Origin of the sequence: Macrococcus equipercicus (genome assembly GCF_004359525.2) — a bacterium.
Classification (GTDB): domain Bacteria; phylum Bacillota; class Bacilli; order Staphylococcales; family Staphylococcaceae; genus Macrococcus; species Macrococcus equipercicus.
Genome location: NZ_SCWC02000002.1, coordinates 440,163 through 458,711 on the forward strand (window position 1 = coordinate 440,163; position 18,549 = coordinate 458,711).

Here is an 18,549-nt window from a genome sequence, read left to right on the forward strand (position 1 = left end):
AAACATATGTCCTCTTGAAATGGAAACCTGATTATAGTATAACTTAAGGATATCAGATGTAAAGAAAAGAAAAAGGTGGTTTCACATGAAAATAGCGAAATTCGGCGGCTCATCCGTAGCAGACGTAGCACAGATCAAAAAAGTCCTTTCAATCTTCAATGCAGATGACGAGCGGCGTGTCATCGTTGTATCAGCACCCGGCAGACGCTATCCGGACGATACGAAATTGACTGACCTGTTGATTGAATTATATCACTTGGTCATCGGTCATGCTGACACGCAGCAGATCACCGACAAAATTAATACAGTGCTCGAACGCTTTCAATCCATCGAACAGGACCTGCCTCTTAAACAGTCACTCATTCCCCACTTCAAGGGAAAACTGGAACACCTTATTAAAGAAACTACTGAGCACGCACGGCTGCTTGACGCGCTGAAGTCATGTGGCGAAGACTTTAACGCCGAACTGATTGCAGCTTATAACACACAGCAAGGAATCGACACACTATACTATCATCCGCGGGATGCCGGTCTATTTGTCACCGATGAGCCAGGCAATGCGCGGGTGCTCGAGGAAAGCTACACTGCTATAAAAGATAGCTTGCCGCCGACTAAAAAAATCGTCATCCCCGGGTTTTTCGGCATCTCAAAGACAGGACATATCGTCACTTTTTCACGTGGGGGCTCTGACTTAACCGGAGCTGTCATCGCCCGGGCCCTCGATGCCGGCATTTATGAAAATTACACGGATGTCAGCGGCATCTTCAGCGCGAATCCCAATATCATACCGAACCCGAACCGTATTGAAGAAGTGACATATGACGAAATGCGGGAACTGTCTTACGCAGGCTTCAATGTCTTTCATGATGAAGCTATTGCACCGCTCTACTCAAAGGAAATACCGGTCGTCATCAAAAACACGAATAGACCGGAAGACCCAGGTACACTCATCGTCTCCAGCCGTCAGGCAGAAGGCGTTGTCGGCGTCAGCTGTGACAAAGGGTTCGCCAGTATCAATATAAAGAAGTATATGATGAACCGGGAGATCGGCTTCACCCGGAAACTGCTGTCCATACTGGAGGATCTCAATATTTCTTATGAGCATATCCCGTCAGGCATCGATAATGTCAGCATCATCTTAAGAGAGCATCAGCTGCACGGCAAAGAAGCGCTGTTGACCGAGCAAATACGGACAACATTGAACATCGATCAGCTCTCTACAGAGAAGAACCTCGCCATTCTGATGATTGTCGGCGAAGGAATGAAGACGGCTGTCGGAACCGCCAACAAAGCGACACAGGCCTTCATGGATCATCAAATTAACTTGAAGATGATCAACCAGGGGTCATCGGAGATCTCCATGATGTTCGGCATCGAGGAAAAAGATGCGGTTAAAGCCGTAAAAGCGGTGTATAACGCTTATTTCTAAAAAAACACGCCATTGCTGGCGTGTTTAAATTTTTAACGGATGATTCACCAGCCATTCAATCTTCAGTTTATCCAAATCAAAATTAGCGAGCTTCTCGCGTTTCAAATAGCCTTCATTAAAATAATCAAGGAATATATCGGAACCGAACAGCTGATGATGGACATGATAGATTTCTTTGTCAGCCGCTTTCCTGCTGATCAGACTCAAGAAATTCGCTTTCTTTTCATCGGACCAGTTTTTAGTGCGATGCACATGAAAAATAATAATCGGCTCATCGGCCGGCAGCTCATCAATCACCTGTTCAAGCAGGACAAGCTCGTCCCCTTCGAGCATCGTCACAGGATGCTCAAGGAAAATCTGACGGGCTTTCAGCAAGTTTTTACGGCGTTTTGTTTCTTCTGGATAAAGGAGACTCAGCATCCAGTAGAACTCATCATCGTTCTCAATATGCGTCACCGATTCTGAAATGCCGTATTTCATATGCGGATGCTCAAGCGGCTTAAGCAGGGAGTGATTATAACCTTTCAGCTTCACCTTAATATTGATGTGCTCTGTATCACCGACCGACACGGCCTTGTTGAAGGTGTAGCCGTACCAGTCATAATTCAGCAGCAGCCCTGCTTTGGAGCCGACTTCAATAACGTTGAAACGACACGAGCTCACTTCTTTGACAATTCTATGGAACACCGGGACAAGGAGAGACGACCGTTCAACGATGTTCTTCTTCAAGTCGCCTGTAGTTGTCATCATGATGATCATATCCCGATGACGCTGGACAAACGATTTGAATAGACCGTAAGCGTCGTCGTCAAAAGGCTTAACAAAATCATTAAAGTTCATGTAATAATCGCGCAGCTCATCGTCATGATAATATAAACTATACAAAACACTGCTCATGAATAACGGGACAGCCTCAGGACCTGTCATCAATGGACTCAACAGCATCTTCAGCTCTTTATCGTCAGCCATTCTTTTTGAGATGTCACTATATAAAGGACTCTTCCTGTCAATCGCTGAACTGTAGGACAACATCAAATTTCTATATTTAAAGGACATTTTATCGCTCCTTAAATGATTACAGTCATTGCTATTAAGACGCTAACTATACTATATATTGTGTAAGAAGCAAAGCCTTGTTACATAATCTTAACATTTCATCTCTTTTGTTAACACATCAAGTAAACTTTCTCCGGTCTCAGCTAAATCTTCAAAAAATATTTCAGCAGCCATCTCCATCGACGGCATCATTTCTTCCATTAAGGATAACCCGATTGAAGTCATGTAAACATTTTTTGCCCGTGTATCTGAGCGTGACTCGACGCGGCGAACAAGACGTCTCGACTCCAGATTACGGATGATTGTAGACAATGTCATGACATCTATACCGATCAGTTCACTTAAACCTGCCTGTGTGATTCTTTTGTTATCATTCTGTGATTCAACAAGACCGGATAAAACTCTGAATTGCGGGTAAGTAATATCATAGGCCTTTAAAAATTTACGCGCAGACTGCTGCCACAGCTGCTGAATCCTTAGTAATTCATTGGTTGCATTAAGATATTGATTCATCAAAAAATTCTCCTTATTAGCTATTAATACTTATATTATAAACACTTATTAATAATAGATAAAACCTTTATTTATTAAGTTTTTAATACTTAACAAATGTAAGAGAGTAACAGCTATTTGTCAGCTGTTACTCTCACATTGTTTAATCGATGACTGCATTCTCTAAAATAGTAAAGTTTTTCTCATAAGCATTGATTTCAGCCTGCAGTCCATAAGGCAGAATAAATTTAGGTTCATTATGCCCGAAGCTTGCATTGTATAAAATAGGTTTGTGGTCACATTGACATTCTTTCATTATCAGCTGATAGACTTCTTTATACGCTTCATAAAAAACACCGTTCTGTGGTCTTCCGACGATGATGCCGTTGACTTTGTCCATGATTCCCATGACCGCAAAAGTTCTTAAATAGGATTCGAGCGTTTCAGCAGATATATATTCTTCACTGGTCTCCAGAAATAAAATAGCACCTTCAAAATGATGCAGTTCCGGGAATAACGAAGTACCACGAAGGTCAGACAATGATTCAATACAGCCGCCTATGAGATGTCCTTGTACTATGCCTTGACCACTAATCACTTCATAGCTATTGTTTGGCAGCTGCCTCCGAGCAGTGAACTGATTCTCCGGTGTCCACTTTAAACCTACTTCTCGTACAGTGGACGACGTCATGATCTCTCCTATCACTTTGCTAGAAAACCATGTCTGATGAATGCTCGCTACCGTGTAATCATCCATTGCGATATTCTCAGCAAAATCTGTCAGCAGCGCAGGTCCATAGCTTGAAGAGACACCGCTTAAATAGAACATCAAATGTCCAATTGTGCTGTCTGAATAGCCCGTAAAAATCTTAGGATTCGTTTTAATCGTTTCGAAGTCAATATAAGGCAGCAGCCGTATAGATTCATTGCCGCCGATAGCACAAATTATCGCTTTTACTGCCGGGTCTTTAAGTGCATTATGCAGATCTTCCGCCCGCTTCTCCGGATGGTGGTAAATATAATCAGTCCCCTTCAGTGCATGAGGCATCACCTTCACCTGCAGGCCAAATACTTCTTCGAGCCGTTTAATCCCCTGTTCTGTCCTCCAAAGAAATGCATCTTCTCCTGCCATCCCGCTCGACAAAGAGACGATCGCTACAGTATCTCCGCGCTTAAGTTTCTGTGGTTTAATCATCTCATTCCTCCTTTATTATTCCTGCTGTTAGAAATTGTCTGACGTCTGACCAAGGGAAATCATCTTCCCATAAGACGTAGTGACCGCCTTCGACCGCTATTGTTTTAATTGGCGCCTTGTATGTATTCACTGTTGTGACAGCCTGCTCCGTCCGTTTCTTCTCTTTGTCATTCACATCCTTAAATGTACCGTATATAAGAAGCGTCTCTACTTTAATATGGTTAAGTAGCTGCGGCTGATTAACGTTGTAATAAGCGAACAGCAGATTTAACCCTTCAGCTGACAGCTCTGTATCAGTTTTTAGTGCTGCGGTAATATAAGGAGACGGCGTCAGCTTCATCCGCCTGCAGAAGTTTTCGACTTCCTGGCCGTTCACTTCTACTGCTGGTGCCGTAAAAATGGCAGCAGTCTTATTAGCAGCGGCCTTTTTATAAGAGAGACACCTAGATTGAGCAAAGGCAGCAGCAGCGCGAACTTGCCGAATTCAGCAAAAGGTATGTTCGGAAATTTTTTGTGGCCCTGATCAAGCAGAATTAAACGGTTCACTCTATCTGGATAATGCAAAGCGAACATGAGTGCCAGCGCTCCGCCTATAGAATGGCCGATAAGTGTCACGCATGCTATATCAGCTTCATCCAGAAAGCCTTTCAGCCAGTCCGCTACAGCTTGTGTATTAATTCTGCCTTGAATACCTTCACTTGCTCCGTAGCCTGGTAAATCAAGTAAATACGTTTTAAAGCTATCTTTTAAATAATCAGCAATAATCAGTCCTTCATTACCTTTAAAACCACCTGCCGGCAAAAAGATGACAGGGTCTCCTTCTCCTATCGTTTCAACAGAATATTTCACCGTATCACCCTTTATATTATCTGAATATTTCTTCTTTTAAGTTTACAATAAATCCCCGGTATTTTAAATACCAGGGATCAATGGTCTTCTCAACGCCCCTTAATCAATGTCATTGTCTCGCTGTCTGTAAAAATGCACGTATCAGCGGCACTAGTTGTAAAAGCAGCTCTTCATCGCTTAATCCTGCCGCCTCTTCATTCCAGAATGTCATAGCAGATCCTGCTATGTTACTGGCGGCAGCTGCATGATATGGATCGTCATGGTGACAGAAGCGGGTCAGTCTGTGGTGATTCTTGATGTAAGACGCCTGTTCATGAACAGCCTGTTCGCTGCGCTGCACATTCGGCAGAAATGCTGCTGTGTAGAAGTTGTAGTTATACACTGCCCGCTGACTGCTGAGGAACTCATCAGCAGTCAGCCCTTGTTCCGGCTGTTGCCAGTATAGAATCTCAACATTCGGCGCTAAGCTCTTTAATCCGTCTGTTGTCACGCCGTCATTCCAGATGGCAGGTGTATATCCTTGTTCAGTCACATAGTCAGCGATGGTGTTGATGAAATGAATATAGTCCTGCTGATAGCTTCCGCTTCCCGGAACTTCGTCTGCGCCGATCACTAGACGCTGCAGTCCCCGCTGCTGAAACAGAGCCGTGATGTCATCGATCATCTGCTTGACGGCAGCCACTGCCGCTTCATTGCCAAAATAATCAACGACTGTCTCATCAAAATCCGTCTGAATGACATGCTGCGGATAAAGCTCCTGATGACGTTCCAGCCAGTACTTCGAATGTGCCGGTACATCAAAGTCCGGTATGACCTGAATGTTTCTGTCATTTGCGTAATGAATCAGACCTGTCACTTCCTGCTGTGTCAAATAGTCCGGATTCGTTTCCCCGCTGTTCAGCGCTAAGTAGTCAGAAGCTATGCCGTATCCTTCGTTATCCGAGAAATGCAGCTGCAGAAAATCACCTTTACCAGCCGCCAGTTCATCTATAACAGCCGTCAGAACGTCGACTGAGCAGTAACGTCTTGCACAGTCGATGACGACACCATGCTGTTGATTCATGTGTATCACTCCTTTACTTCATGTATACACGCTGTCTTCAGGTGTAAACAAAAAATAAGCGGAAGTTTCCGCTTATTTTCCCGTCTTTGCTGCATTGATGATGCCGAAGTAAATTTTGGATGTTATCCAGTACATCACCCCGTAGACCAGCATAATGACCGCGATAACACTTAAGTAGCTGGTCATGAACAGCAGATGGTCCCTGATGCCTAGCAGACCAAGCAGCTGGAAGATGATGTTCGATGCAAACGCCGTATGAATGACGCCGATACTAATCGGCAATAAGAAGATAAAGAGAATCTGCGTGTTGATCGTCTTTTTAATAAGCGCATGAGGCAGTCCCACTTTTTTCATGATGTCATAGTTCCCCTGATCTTCATAGCCTTCAGCAATCTGTTTGTAGTATAGGATAAGGAACATGCCCACGAGCAGCACAATAGAAACAACCAGGCCGATAAACACCAGACCTCCATTGATTTCATACAGTCTGTTCTGTGTCTCCTGCTTCTCCTCCAGCTGCACACCATATTTCTTCCTGAAATGATCAAGCTGTTTATCAAGTGCCTTTTTATCGCTCACTGCGTTAAATGTCATTATTGTACCGATGTCTGCAGTAAAAATCTCGGCCATCTGTTCAAGTGCCGGCATATCTTTGACGACGATATACATCGCATCAATCGCAATTTCTCCTCCAATATACTGGTGTTTTAGAGGAACAACATCATACGTTTTTTTGCCCAGTGTCAGTGTCCGATAGTCATTAAAGCGTTGCGTATTAGCACTTAAAGCAATCTGTCCGTCTTTCAATGATAACCGTTCGCCTGTCACCGCATTATGCCCCTGCTCTGTCACAAAGAAAGCACATATTAAGTTTTTGGAATTCGTTTTTGCTACGGCCTGATTGATTGTTTTCAATGTGCCGTTCACATTGCTCATGCAGACCGACATAGTCGGTTTCACATTGAAGTGGTCAATAGTTGTAATGTCTTCTATATCTGCCATCATCGCTTTAAGTGTCTTCGGCGCTGAACCATCCTTATTATACTCATAAACAGTCGTTATATAATCCTGCTTAAACTGGGAATTAACATTGGACTCTATACCACGGTACGTCGTTAAGGACATGCCGATTGTCACAATAAGAAAGGTGACAAGCATGGTGATGCTTGCCAGGCTGACTGCATTGGCTTTCATCCGTGCCAGCAGTCCGGAGATTGACAGGAATCTGACCGGATGATAGTAAATCGCCGGTATGTTCTGCAGGGTCTGCAGAATAAGGATGGTAAGCGACATGAACAGTAAATATGTTCCTATCGTCACGACGAGCACTGCCAGAAAGATCCGCTGCAGTGAATTGATGACACCTTGGGCAGACAGCGCGATGTAGTAGCCGTAGCCCAGAGCGGAGGCACCGATGATAAGCAGCATGATAATGACCCATTTCTTCATCTTCTTTTCGCCGGCTTTCTTGCTCTGCATTAAATGAACCGGGCTTTGTCTTGAAAGTATCCAGCTGTTAATGATGAATAACACCAGCATGACAGCTGCCAGCAGGGCGAGTGTTATTATCATTCCTTTAAAATCAAATGGATAGTCCATCAATGTGATACCGGACGACTTAACGAGCCGGTTCAATACCATAAAGATCAGATTGCCGAAAAGATAGCCGCCGGCAACACTGATAACACTGATGATGACGTACTGCACAGCCATCTCAAGCAGCAGTATCAGTCTTATGTGCTTCTTCTCCATGCCGAGCACCATGTTCAGCGCAAACTCCTGCTTCCGCTGTTTCATGACGAAGCGGTTGGCATAAATGACAAACACAGCGGCAAGCAGTGTCGTCATGATATTCGCATACTTCAGAATAAGCGGCAGACTCGCATGACGCTGCTTAATGAAGTCATTTCCCATAAGAGACAGCATGATATACTCAAGACCGAACATGACACTTGCTGCCAGGACAAACGGAATAATGATCTGTTTCAAAGCTTGAAAGTTTTTAACGACAAGTTTCCAGAGCAGACTGAGTTTCAAATCACTCACCTCTTTCGTTCAGCATCGCCAGACTGTCAGAGATACGCTTTTGAAACGCTGCAGGCTTATCCTGACCTCTATATATCTCATGATACAGCACGCCATCCTTAATGAAGAGCACACGGTCCGCCGCCGCTGCATCGATGACTGAATGCGTGACCATCAGAATTGTCTGATTGTTGTCGTTGATCATCCTGAAGAGTGACATAATATCATTTGATGTCCTGGAATCCAGTGCTCCTGTCGGCTCATCTGCCAGCAGTACTGACGGCTTTGTAATTAAGGCCCGCGCAATCGCCACCCGCTGCTGCTGGCCGCCGGATAACTGATACGGATATTTATCAAGCAGGCTGCTGATACCAAGCTGCGCTGCAAGCGGTTCAAGCCGCTGATTCATCGCACTGGGTTTCACGTTGGATAACACAAGCGGCATCAGTATGTTGTCACGGTTCGTCATCGTATGCAGCACATTGAAATCCTGGAAGACAAATCCAAGCGTCTCACGCCGGAACTTTGCGATTTCCTTGTCTGCCAGCTGCCCGATTTCCTGTCCGGCGATAGTGACCGAACCTTCTGTCGGCTGATCGAACGTCGCGATGATATTGAGCAGCGTTGACTTCCCTGAACCGGACTCCCCCATGAGCGCGACAAACTCACCCTCGTGGATCGAGAAGTTCATTTGGCGCAGTGCTGTTGTCTGATTGCTGCCTTTGCCGTATACTTTTTTTACGTTTTTAATATTAAGTAATGTCATTGTCCTCACCTTTCCTTTCTGTTGATACTTATAGGTTACTCGACAGAAAACGCGGCTGCCTTTATCTATTCTTACAACCAGCCGTCGCTATCTTACAAAAATGAAAGGTTGGACTGCGGAGACTTAAAGTGAATAGTAAATGTGGAGCCCTGCCCTGCATTTGACTTGACGGTGACCGGCTGATTCAACCGGCGGCCCACTGTACTAGTAATATAAAGACCGAGTCCGCTTGACTTATCATTCAGCCGTCCGTTGAAGCCTGAGAAACCGCGGTCAAAAATCTTCGGCAGATCAGTGTCGCTGATACCGACTCCATTATCACGGATATCAAGCTGATGTTCTCTGTTGTCAAAAGTGATCCATATATCGCCGCCGCGCGCATATTTAAGCGCATTGTTCAGCAGCTGTTCAACCATGATTGATGACCATCTGGCATCCGTCAGGACGAAATCGTCAATCGGCTCATAGTGCAGCTTTGTATGGTAATGAATAAAGAGAATCGAATATTTCTTCAGCAGCGGGAGGATCAGATCATCCAGCTTGACTTGACTGAATGTCATATCAGTCGTCGTATTCATGAGCTTTAAATAACTGAGTGTCAGATTCGTATAGTTATCGATCTGCAGCACTTCCTGCCGCACTAGACTGATCATATCATCGTCCGGATGCTCCAGCAGTAATTTCACTGCTGTGATCGGTGTCTTCATTTGGTGCACCCAGAGCAGAAAGTAGGACTCCACTTCATCCCGGTAGTCATTATGTTCGTTCCGCAGCTGTTTCAGCAGTGCCTGATTCTCGCGGAGCTCATCAGCAAGCTTCATCTCCTTCTTAAAAGTAATGAACGCAATGATCCAGTAGATCACACTAATAAACAGCACGATACTTGCAGCGATGATATAGACGTCAAGCGGCAGGTCAAATAAGATAAAAACACTCAAAAACAATAATAACGTTAAACCAATCATCAGCAGTTCTGGTGTTTTCCGGCGGAGAAACGTTGTCACGCCATCACCCCTCAATCCGGTAGCCGACGTTTTTCTTCGTCTCGATAAAATCCGTTAGGCCGAGCGTACTCAGTTTCTTGCGCAGCCGCGTCATGTTGACCGCAAGCGTATTATCATCTATGAAGTGCTCAGATTCCCAGCACTTCTCAATCAATGCGTTACGGCTGACAAACTTGCCCGCCCTCTGAAATAACAGGGACACTATCTGCAGTTCAGTAAGTGTCAGACCAACCGATGCATCTTCTCTGTATAACTTTGCTTCATCGGCTGCCAGCCTGCAGTCACCCACCGTCAAATCATGACGTGCTTCTGTGAAATCATAAGTCCGGCGCAGCAGTGCCTGAATCTTGCTGATGGTTACCGACATATTGAACGGCTTCTCGATAAAATCATCGCCGCCCATCTGCATGGCCATCACTTGATCCATGCTGTCAGTCCGCGAACTGATAAAAATAATCGGCACATTGGATGTCTTCCGGATTTCCTGGCACCAGTGATAACCATTGAATGACGGCAGATTTATATCTAACAGCACTAAGTGCGGATTAACTTCATTATAAGTTGACATAATATTATTAAAGTTTTCAATAATGTAAGTGTCGTACTGCCATCTGTCGAGTTCAGCTGCTAATGAACGCGCAATGACTGTATCATCTTCTATTATTAAAATTTTCACCATCTCACCTCGTTGGTCTCTTCTTATAAAAAGTATAACTTAAAGCATGCAATATATCAGCTGTTTGACCCAGCCCTTACATTCAGTCAGTGCAGAGAAGACTGCTGCAAAAAAGAAATAACATAAGGCGTTAACTGGAGTTGATTCATGACTGACACAATCAGATCCGTGAGAAAAGTTCATTCGGTCATGACCCCTAACCTCCGAAAGCTAAGAAAGAGTTGGTACTTAATAAGTTATGATGTACCGGCACAGATTATTACCAACTAGTTTTTAACAAAAATTCTCGAGTGATTATAGTTATAATTTTTATTTTAGTGTTGTTTTACATTTAAAATGTATAATATAATTAATTAACTCTACTGTTTCATTTGTTTAATTTGTTGTTAATTGCTAACCTGCTTGGGCAATTGGATGAATGAACAACCTCTGTCATACGTCTCAATCTTATTTTCGATTCCAGCGATTATGTGGGATATTTAATTGGCTTCGAGCCTTTGAATATAAAAAAACTAGAAAGAGGGATGGGAATGGCACGTAAAGAAAAAGAAGTGGTTTACAGCAGTGAGCAAGGTCGCGAGCAGTACACTGAAAATGGAGAAAGAGTGGTATATGTAGAAAGACCGAAGAAAAAGAGAAATCCGTTTTTATTAGGGTGCCTCGGACTATTAGGATTATTTATATTATTAGGGGCATGTGGTGCAATTTTAGGTACATTTAATGATAATAAAGATGCAAAAGATACAGCTACTACTGAAGAAAAAACAGCTGAAGAAACGACTACTGAAGATACAACCACTGAAGAAGCTTCTACTGAAGATACAACCACTGAAGAAGCAGCTACAAAAGAAGATGCTACTACTGAAGAAACGACTACTGAAGCACCTAAAAATGACGCTACACGCGAACAACAAGCTGCTATCGGTAAAGCGGAAAGCTATGCTAAGACTATGAACATGTCAAAACAAGGAATAATCAATCAATTAACATCACAATTTGAAGGTTTTTCTCAAGCAGATGCAGAATATGCAGTAGAAAATATCGAAGTGAATTATAAAGACAATGCTCTTAAAAAAGCAGAAAGTTATGCTAAAACTCAAAACATGAGTAACGATGCTATCTATAATCAATTAACATCACAATTTGAAGGGTTTACTCCTGAAGAAGCACAGTATGCAGTTGATAACTTAAAGTAAATACACATGAGGGTATCTAGCATACCCTCCTTTTTTCACGCTAATTTTCAGAAAAGGACTGATGTTATGGTTCAATTTGAAAAACGCGGAAAGACGTGGCGATATAGAATCACTTACAAAGTGGTAAGCATAGAGTCTAATCAAAATCCGGATTCCCGACCCCATCTGAAGCACGGGCTGCAGCGACAAAACGCCAGGCATTCGACAAGTTGGAGAGTTATTTTAAGGAACTTTACTAAAGCCTGCACCCACTTTGCACCCAACCTTCTATTTTTTTATGCAGATAACAAAATGGGTGCAAAACAAAAAAATCCTCAGAGCCAGATGGCTCTAAGGATAAACTATATTAATACTGCTTCATGTATTGATCGCGTTCCCATTCTGACACTTGGGTTCTATACATATCCCACTCAATAGATTTTGAGTTGATGAACTGGCGGTAGATGTGCTCGCCTAACGCATCTTTCATGATCGGGTTTTCGCGCATCGCTTTGATTGCTGTGTAAAGCGTAGATGGTAAGTCCTGTACGCCGACTGCTTCACGCTGCTCGCGGTCCATCTCGTAAATGTTTTCGTTGACTGGTGCTGGTACTTCCAGTTTGTTCTTAATGCCGTCAAGACCTGCCTGTAAAATAGTCGCAAGCGCCATGTACGGGTTTGCTGCCGGGTCTACTGAGCGTACTTCTACACGAGTAGACAGGCCGCGTGATGCCGGAATACGGACAAGTGGTGAACGGTTCTGGCCGCTCCACGCGACGTAACAAGGTGCTTCGTAACCAGGTACTAGACGTTTGTATGAGTTTACAAGCGGGTTACATACTGCAGTGAAACCACGGGCATTTTTCACGATACCTGCGATGAAGTGACGCGCGTCATCTGACAGCTCCATCTCACCTTTTGGATCATAGAATGCATTGTCTTTCGGCCCTTTGAACAGAGAGACGTTGAAGTGCATTCCTGAACCGTTGACACCGAACAATGGTTTCGGCATGAATGTCGCGTGCAGGTTGTGCTTACGAGCAATCGTTTTGACAACGAGTTTGAACGTCTGGATGTTGTCACATGCTGCGACTGCATCTGCATATTTAAAGTCGATTTCGTGCTGTCCTGGTGCGACTTCATGGTGTGATGCTTCGATTTCAAAGCCCATGTCTTCAAGTTCCAGCACAATATCACGACGGCAGTTTTCACCCAGATCAGTCGGTGCTAAGTCAAAGTAACCGCCATTGTCGTTCAGTTCCAACGTCGGCTCGCCTTTTTCGTCTAATTTAAACAGGAAGAATTCAGGCTCAGGTCCTAAGTTGAAATCAGTGAAGCCGAGTTCTCTCATTTCTGCCAGGACACGTTTTAAGTTGGCACGTGGGTCACCGTCGAACGGTGTACCATCCGGCTTGTAGATGTCACAAATTAAACGTGCCACTTTGCCTTTATCAGAAGTCCACGGGAAAATCACCCAAGTATCTAAGTCCGGATATAATTTCATATCTGACTCTTCGATACGGACGAATCCTTCGATGGATGAACCATCAAACATCATTTCATTGTCCAGCGCTTTTTTCAGCTGGCTGATCGGAATCTCAACGTTTTTGATTGTCCCTAAAATGTCAGTGAACTGTAGCCGTAAGTAACGGACGTTCTCTTCCTCTGCAAATCTGATAATATCTTCTCTTGTAAATTTAGCCATGTGAGCCTCCAAAGGTTTATTTATAGAATCTTGATAAATCTCCACGGTTTAATGGTACTTCTGTGGCATTCGGTTTTATGAAAATATCTTTGTACAGACGCTCGCGCACGCGTTTTTCTTCTGATTGATGATGAGACGCTTTATCCGCCATGAACTGCTTGATGGCTTTCATGTTGAAACCTTTTTCAAGCAGCACTTTAATCTCAAGCAGCTGGTCCAGTTCATTCATCGAGAACAGACGCTGATTACCGGCTGTCCGTGCGGGGGTGATCAAGTTCTGTTCTTCATAGTATCTGATCTGTCTCGCTGATAGTTCAGTGAGCTTCATAACGACACTAATCGGAAAGACAGCCATGTTTCGTCTTACCGCATCTGACGACATCAAACCGCCTCCCTGTTAAGAACTTAATGCTAATTTATCATAGTTTTTTGATTAAAACAAATCCATGTGAGAAAACCTCACATGGAGTGCCGCATATTTCTATATTAATGATTACAGTTCGATGATTCCTTTCTGCTGCATCGTCTCCACCGCCTGGATAATCGCAAGTTTGACATGCTCGTACGTCAGCCCGCCCTGCACATAGGCTTCGTATGGTGCACGGAGCGGACCGTCCGCTGTCAGTTCAATGGATGCCCCTTGAATGAATGTCCCCGCTGCCATGATCACATCATCTTCATAACCCGGCATGTAGGCAGGCATCGGTGCGAACTGAGCATTGATCGGGCTCGCTGCCTGTATCGCCTGGCAGAACGTGATCATCTTGTCAGGATCGTTGAACGTCACGGCCTGGATTAAATCTGTCCGCTCAGCATCAAATTCCGGTGTCGTCTGCATGCCGAGCCGGGTCAGCAGCGCCGCCGTGAAGACCGCGCCTTTTAAGCTCTGGCTGACGACGTGCGGGCTTAAGAAGAAGCCCTGATACATCTCGTGCAGGCTGTACAGTGATGCCCCTGCTTCTTTGCCGATGCCCGGCGCAGTCAACCGGTAGCCGATACGCTCAATCAGCGCTTTGTTCCCGGCGATATAGCCGCCGATCTTGCATATACCGCCCCCGGGATTTTTAATGAGTGATCCTGCGATAAGATCTGCCCCCGCTTCAACCGGCTCACGCGTCTCCACAAATTCGCCGTAGCAGTTATCAACGAAAATAATTTTGTCCGGAAACTGCGCTTTGATCGCCCGGCATGCCGCTTCTATTTCAGCGATCATGATGGACGGTCTGCTGGCATAGCCTTTTGAGCGCTGGATTGCGATGACCTTCGTCTCGGGGCTGACGGCCTGGAGTACAGCTTGAATATCGATGCGCCCGTCTGCCAGCGGAACCGTGCGGTAGCTGACACCGTTCTCGATTAACGAGCCGATGCCGTTGCCGTTCACCCCGATCACTTCAAGCAGTGTATCATAAGGCTCCCCTGTAATATAGAGCAGTTCATCCCCGTGCTTCAGCTGGCTGGATAGCGCAAGCGTAATGGCATGCGTGCCTGAGATGACCTGCGGCCGGACAATCGCATCTTCAGCCTTGAAGACTCTCGCGTATAATGCCTCCAGCTGGTCGCGTCCCGTATCATCATAGCCGTAGCCGAATGTGCCGATGAGGTCATTCTCTGATATCCGCTGGTCACGGAACGCAGCCAGCACTTTCTTCTGATTGATTAAAGCACGTGCTTCTATTTGTGCATGAACGGGTCTCACCTGTTCATCTGTTGCTGTAATTAATTGCTGCAGTTGTTCATTCATCTGTTGTTTCGCTCTTTTCTGTCTTCATTATTCTGCTGACTGTCCCGCTGCCGGGACGTTCAAAACCGGTCATACGGTATACATCGCGTGCTTCGTCGTAATCTATGGCCGTCACCATCGTCTCCTCTTTCAGCTGACTGATGGCCCGTCCCTGGTCAGAATCGACGTTAAAGTGATACGGTGTCATCTGCCGCTGGATGAACCGTGACACGAACTGTTTCACCCGGCCGATATCTTCCTGGTTTCTAGAAGAGACGACAAGAGTATCATGCGTCTCCTCCTGCATTTCTTCTGTTACAAGGTCACTCTTATTCAGCAGCGTCACGGTCGGTATCGCCGCCATATCAAGAGATGACAGCAGGTTATTCACCGTCTTAATATGACCTTCATAGTTCGGATGGCTGCGGTCGACGACATGGATCAGGATGTCTGCATACTTCGCCTCTTCAAGCGTTGAGCTGAACGCTTCAATCAAATGCGTCGGCAGCTGCTGGATAAAACCGACAGTATCCGACAAAATCACTTTGAAGCCTTCATTGATCTGCATCACTTTGGATTTGGGATCAAGCGTTGCGAACAATAAGTTCTCTTCGTATGTCTCACTCTGCGTCAGCTGATTGAACCAGGATGACTTACCGGCGTTCGTATAACCGACAAGCGCCACTTGATACACCTGGCTTTTTTTGCGCTGCTCGCGGTAGCGCTGACGATGCGCCTTGATTTCTTCCAGCTGCCCTTTAATGTCATGAATACGGGAGCGGATATGCCGGCGGTTCGTCTCAAGCTTCGTCTCACCAGGCCCCCGCGTTCCGATCCCGCCGCCGAGACGCGACAGACTGACACCGTGGCCGGAAAGCCGTGGCAGCAAGTATTCATTCTGTGCAAGTTCCACCTGCAGCTGACCTTCACGGGATTTCGCACGCTGGGCAAAAATATCGAGAATCAGCTGCGTGCGGTCGATAATCTTGGCATCAAACAGATCAGATAAATGCCGGGACTGGCTCGTTGTCAGTTCATCATTGACGATGACGACATCAAACGTAATATCTTCGCGTTCAACCTGCTCCATGACTTCTTCAATGCGCCCTTTACCGAGATACGTCTTAGCGTCTGAACGCTCTCTGTTCTGTACATAGGTGCCGGCCACTTCAAGACCTGCCGTCTCACTGAGTGACACTGTCTCTGCCAGCGACTCCTGGAACTGGAAATCATCCATTGACTTCAATTGCACAGCGAATATAACAACGCGCTCTTGCTCTTTCTTTGTTTCATTCATGGCTTTCACGTCCTTTGTTACAGTGTAACGGAAAATGACCAAAAAAAACAGGCGCAGCTGCACCTGTCCTGATGATTCATTATTCTACAAACGTACTGATAGCATGCTTGTAGATTAAATTCTGTTTATCCCCGACTTTAATGAGAATGACATATTTGTCAAAGTCGAGTACAGTCCCTTTCATCTGAAACCCGTTGAGTAAGAATACAGTCAGCTCTGTGCCTTCGTTCTTATATTTATCCAAGAACGCGTCCTGCAGATTATGTTGTGTCATAAAGATTCCCCTTTTAGTTTAGTCGTCAATATGTCAACCATGTCAGCCATGGATATTGCCGTCATATCGTACCAGTCAAGAGACATCTGATTTCTGAACCATGTCAGCTGCCGTTTAGCAAACCGTCTGGAATTCTGCTTTAACTGCTCCACTGCTTCTTGTTGTGACAAGTCATTTCTAATGTAAGGCATAAGCTCTTTGTAGCCGATTGCTGTCATGCTTCTCGCATCGCTGTAGCCTGCTGCCATCAGCCGCGCTACTTCGTCAGGCAGTCCCTGCGCCATCATCATGTCCACACGACGGTTGATCCGGTCATACAGCACTTCACGCGGCATCGTTAATCCTATTAACAGCGTATCATATTTAGCATGAATTGTCTGACTTTTCGATTGAGTCGTAATCGATTGATTATGCAGGCGGTTAAATATAAGGGCGCGGAGGATACGCTGCCTGTTGTTCGGATGAATTGTCTCACTGGCTGCGGGGTCGCGGTCGCATAGTTCCGCAAATAATGACTCGTTTGAATAGTGCTCATACTGCTGAAGCAGGCGGCCGCTCTCTTGAGCATCTTCTTCCTGATACTGATAATCATACAGCACGGACTGAATATAGAGCCCTGTGCCTCCGACAATCATCGGTATGTGGCCGCGGGCGTGAATCGCTTCGATCAGCGGGACAGCCATCTCCTTGAACTGAGCGGCAGAATACTGCTCGTCCGGCTCTAAAATATCGATTAAATGATGGGGAACGCCGTCCATCTCTTCCGATGTGATCTTGGCGGAACCGATATCCATGCCGCGGTACACTTGAATAGCATCACCGCTTATGATTTCCCCGCCGATTTGTTTTGCAAGTTCAATGCTGAGCGCCGTCTTGCCGACCGCTGTAGGACCGACGATGACGACTAGTTTGATTCGTTCATTCATCTCTGACAATTCCTTTTATCCATAGTAGTATTCTGTCGAGCACTTCGTCCTGATTCGATTCGAACAGCACTTCGTGGCGCGACTGTGTATAAAGCTGCACTCTGACGTGCTTCATGCCGACGCTCTTATAGTCCCTGCCGAGCTTCTTGATCCCCTTGCCGTAGTTCGAGAACGCATCTTCTTCTCCTGACACAAGAAGCACCGGCATCTCATAATTCATTTTCTTCATTTCTTTCTTCTTCTGCGTCCGCTTCATCGCCCGCAGTATTTCCGCAAGCGCATTCAGTGACATGTCAAATCCGGTGTACGGATCATCGATGAAGCTTTTCACGTTATCGACATTGCGGCTCAGCCAGTCGCTTTCGGTCTGCAGCGGCTTAATCTTCTTGTTGAACTGCTTCAGCGTCATCTGGTTAATCCGCCGCAGCTTTGCCTTCTTGCCGAAGACGAGCATTAATGCGTTCAATGCCTGCAGCGACACTTTATGACGGCTGTCATAGTAACTTGTGCCGCTCAGCACTAAGGCATCAAATAAATCGGGGAACAAGACCACATATTGTCTGGCGATCATTGACCCCATCGAATGTCCGATCAGAATGACCGGTTTGTCTTTGACGACAAGAGACTCCAGCACCTCTTCAGCATGGCGTGCCAGCGTCTCGATGTGTTCAAAATGACCGCGCGCCTCCTGGCCAATCGTTTTGCCGTGTCCCATATGGTTGTGCATAATGACTTTGTAGCCCAGCGCCTCAAAGTACTCACCGATCTTATAATAACGGGCCATATGCTCAGCCATGCCATGCAGCACTTGTATCGTTCCGATTGGAGCGGCCGGTTCAAACACGGCGACTTCTAACTTCTGATTGTCACGCATCGACATCGTATATTCCTTCATCT

The 18,549-nt window shown here is 45.5% G+C and carries 19 protein-coding genes; 2 read left to right on the top strand and 17 right to left on the bottom strand.

Annotated features, from left to right (window positions below):
* Positions 1-85: 85 nt before the first annotated feature.
* On the top strand, positions 86-1,429 hold the full coding sequence (locus ERX35_RS04860) for an aspartate kinase (protein WP_149458790.1): 1,344 nt from the start codon (positions 86-88) through the stop codon (positions 1,427-1,429).
* A 24-nt stretch (positions 1,430-1,453) separates the two neighbouring features.
* Here the strand turns inward: ERX35_RS04860 and ERX35_RS04865 are convergent, their stop codons facing one another.
* From ERX35_RS04865 to ERX35_RS04910, 10 genes are all read right to left on the bottom strand, one after another.
* Positions 1,454-2,485, bottom strand: a complete 1,032-nt coding sequence (locus tag ERX35_RS04865; RefSeq protein WP_149458791.1) for a DUF2332 family protein — start codon at positions 2,483-2,485, stop codon at positions 1,454-1,456.
* 90 nt (positions 2,486-2,575) lie between these two features.
* A complete protein-coding gene (locus ERX35_RS04870) occupies positions 2,576-2,998 on the bottom strand; it encodes a MarR family winged helix-turn-helix transcriptional regulator (RefSeq protein WP_149458792.1) in 423 nt (140 codons plus the stop codon).
* A gap of 142 nt (positions 2,999-3,140) precedes the next feature.
* Positions 3,141-4,172, bottom strand: coding sequence for a S66 family peptidase (locus ERX35_RS04875; protein WP_149458793.1), 1,032 nt, complete (start codon positions 4,170-4,172; stop codon positions 3,141-3,143).
* 1 nt (position 4,173) lies between these two features.
* Positions 4,174-4,548, bottom strand: a complete 375-nt coding sequence (locus ERX35_RS04880; RefSeq protein ID WP_149458794.1) for a hypothetical protein — start codon at positions 4,546-4,548, stop codon at positions 4,174-4,176.
* Between the two features lie 2 nt (positions 4,549-4,550).
* Positions 4,551-5,021 carry an alpha/beta fold hydrolase gene (locus ERX35_RS04885; protein WP_170234541.1) on the bottom strand — a complete coding sequence of 157 codons (471 nt, stop codon included), beginning with the start codon at positions 5,019-5,021 and terminating at the stop codon, positions 4,551-4,553.
* Positions 5,022-5,130: 109 nt separating this feature from the next.
* On the bottom strand, positions 5,131-6,084 hold the full coding sequence (locus ERX35_RS04890) for a family 20 glycosylhydrolase (protein WP_149458796.1): 954 nt from the start codon (positions 6,082-6,084) through the stop codon (positions 5,131-5,133).
* A gap of 72 nt (positions 6,085-6,156) precedes the next feature.
* Positions 6,157-8,121 (bottom strand): ABC transporter permease, encoded by a 1,965-nt coding sequence (locus tag ERX35_RS04895; protein WP_149458853.1) that lies wholly within the window; start codon positions 8,119-8,121, stop codon positions 6,157-6,159.
* A 1-nt stretch (position 8,122) separates the two neighbouring features.
* Positions 8,123-8,875, bottom strand: a complete 753-nt coding sequence (locus ERX35_RS04900; protein WP_149458797.1) for an ABC transporter ATP-binding protein — start codon at positions 8,873-8,875, stop codon at positions 8,123-8,125.
* Positions 8,876-8,967: 92 nt separating this feature from the next.
* Positions 8,968-9,879, bottom strand: a complete 912-nt coding sequence (locus ERX35_RS04905) for a sensor histidine kinase (RefSeq protein WP_425463250.1) — start codon at positions 9,877-9,879, stop codon at positions 8,968-8,970.
* A 4-nt stretch (positions 9,880-9,883) separates the two neighbouring features.
* Positions 9,884-10,555 (bottom strand): response regulator transcription factor, encoded by a 672-nt coding sequence (locus tag ERX35_RS04910; RefSeq protein ID WP_149458798.1) that lies wholly within the window; start codon positions 10,553-10,555, stop codon positions 9,884-9,886.
* Between the two features lie 530 nt (positions 10,556-11,085).
* Here ERX35_RS04910 and ERX35_RS04915 point away from each other — a divergent pair.
* Positions 11,086-11,751: an Ltp family lipoprotein gene (locus ERX35_RS04915; protein WP_149458799.1), complete on the top strand. Its 666-nt coding sequence runs from the start codon at positions 11,086-11,088 to the stop codon at positions 11,749-11,751.
* Positions 11,752-12,097: 346 nt separating this feature from the next.
* On the opposite strand, the gene glnA is transcribed toward ERX35_RS04915, so the two are convergent.
* The 7 genes from glnA to ERX35_RS04950 form a co-directional block, all read right to left on the bottom strand.
* Complete coding sequence (gene glnA, locus ERX35_RS04920) at positions 12,098-13,435, bottom strand: type I glutamate--ammonia ligase (RefSeq protein ID WP_149458800.1); 1,338 nt, start codon at positions 13,433-13,435, stop codon at positions 12,098-12,100.
* Positions 13,436-13,451: 16 nt separating this feature from the next.
* Entirely contained in the window at positions 13,452-13,817 is a 366-nt protein-coding gene (locus ERX35_RS04925; RefSeq protein WP_149458801.1) for a MerR family transcriptional regulator, read from the bottom strand.
* Positions 13,818-13,928: 111 nt separating this feature from the next.
* A complete protein-coding gene (locus tag ERX35_RS04930; protein ID WP_149458802.1) occupies positions 13,929-15,176 on the bottom strand; it encodes a methionine gamma-lyase family protein in 1,248 nt (415 codons plus the stop codon).
* Positions 15,169-16,452 (bottom strand): GTPase HflX, encoded by a 1,284-nt coding sequence (hflX, locus tag ERX35_RS04935; protein ID WP_149458803.1) that lies wholly within the window; start codon positions 16,450-16,452, stop codon positions 15,169-15,171. Before hflX ends, ERX35_RS04930 begins: the two co-directional genes overlap by 8 nt.
* 79 nt (positions 16,453-16,531) lie before the next feature.
* Positions 16,532-16,726: an RNA chaperone Hfq gene (hfq, locus tag ERX35_RS04940; protein WP_149458804.1), complete on the bottom strand. Its 195-nt coding sequence runs from the start codon at positions 16,724-16,726 to the stop codon at positions 16,532-16,534.
* Entirely contained in the window at positions 16,723-17,661 is a 939-nt protein-coding gene (gene miaA / locus ERX35_RS04945) for a tRNA (adenosine(37)-N6)-dimethylallyltransferase MiaA (protein WP_425463251.1), read from the bottom strand. The genes hfq and miaA overlap by 4 nt, the downstream gene beginning before the upstream one ends.
* The gene (locus ERX35_RS04950) at positions 17,645-18,547 is read right to left on the bottom strand and encodes an alpha/beta fold hydrolase (RefSeq protein ID WP_149458806.1); all 903 of its coding nucleotides are present in this window, start codon (positions 18,545-18,547) and stop codon (positions 17,645-17,647) included. Before ERX35_RS04950 ends, miaA begins: the two co-directional genes overlap by 17 nt.
* Between the last annotated feature and the right edge of the window lie 2 nt (positions 18,548-18,549).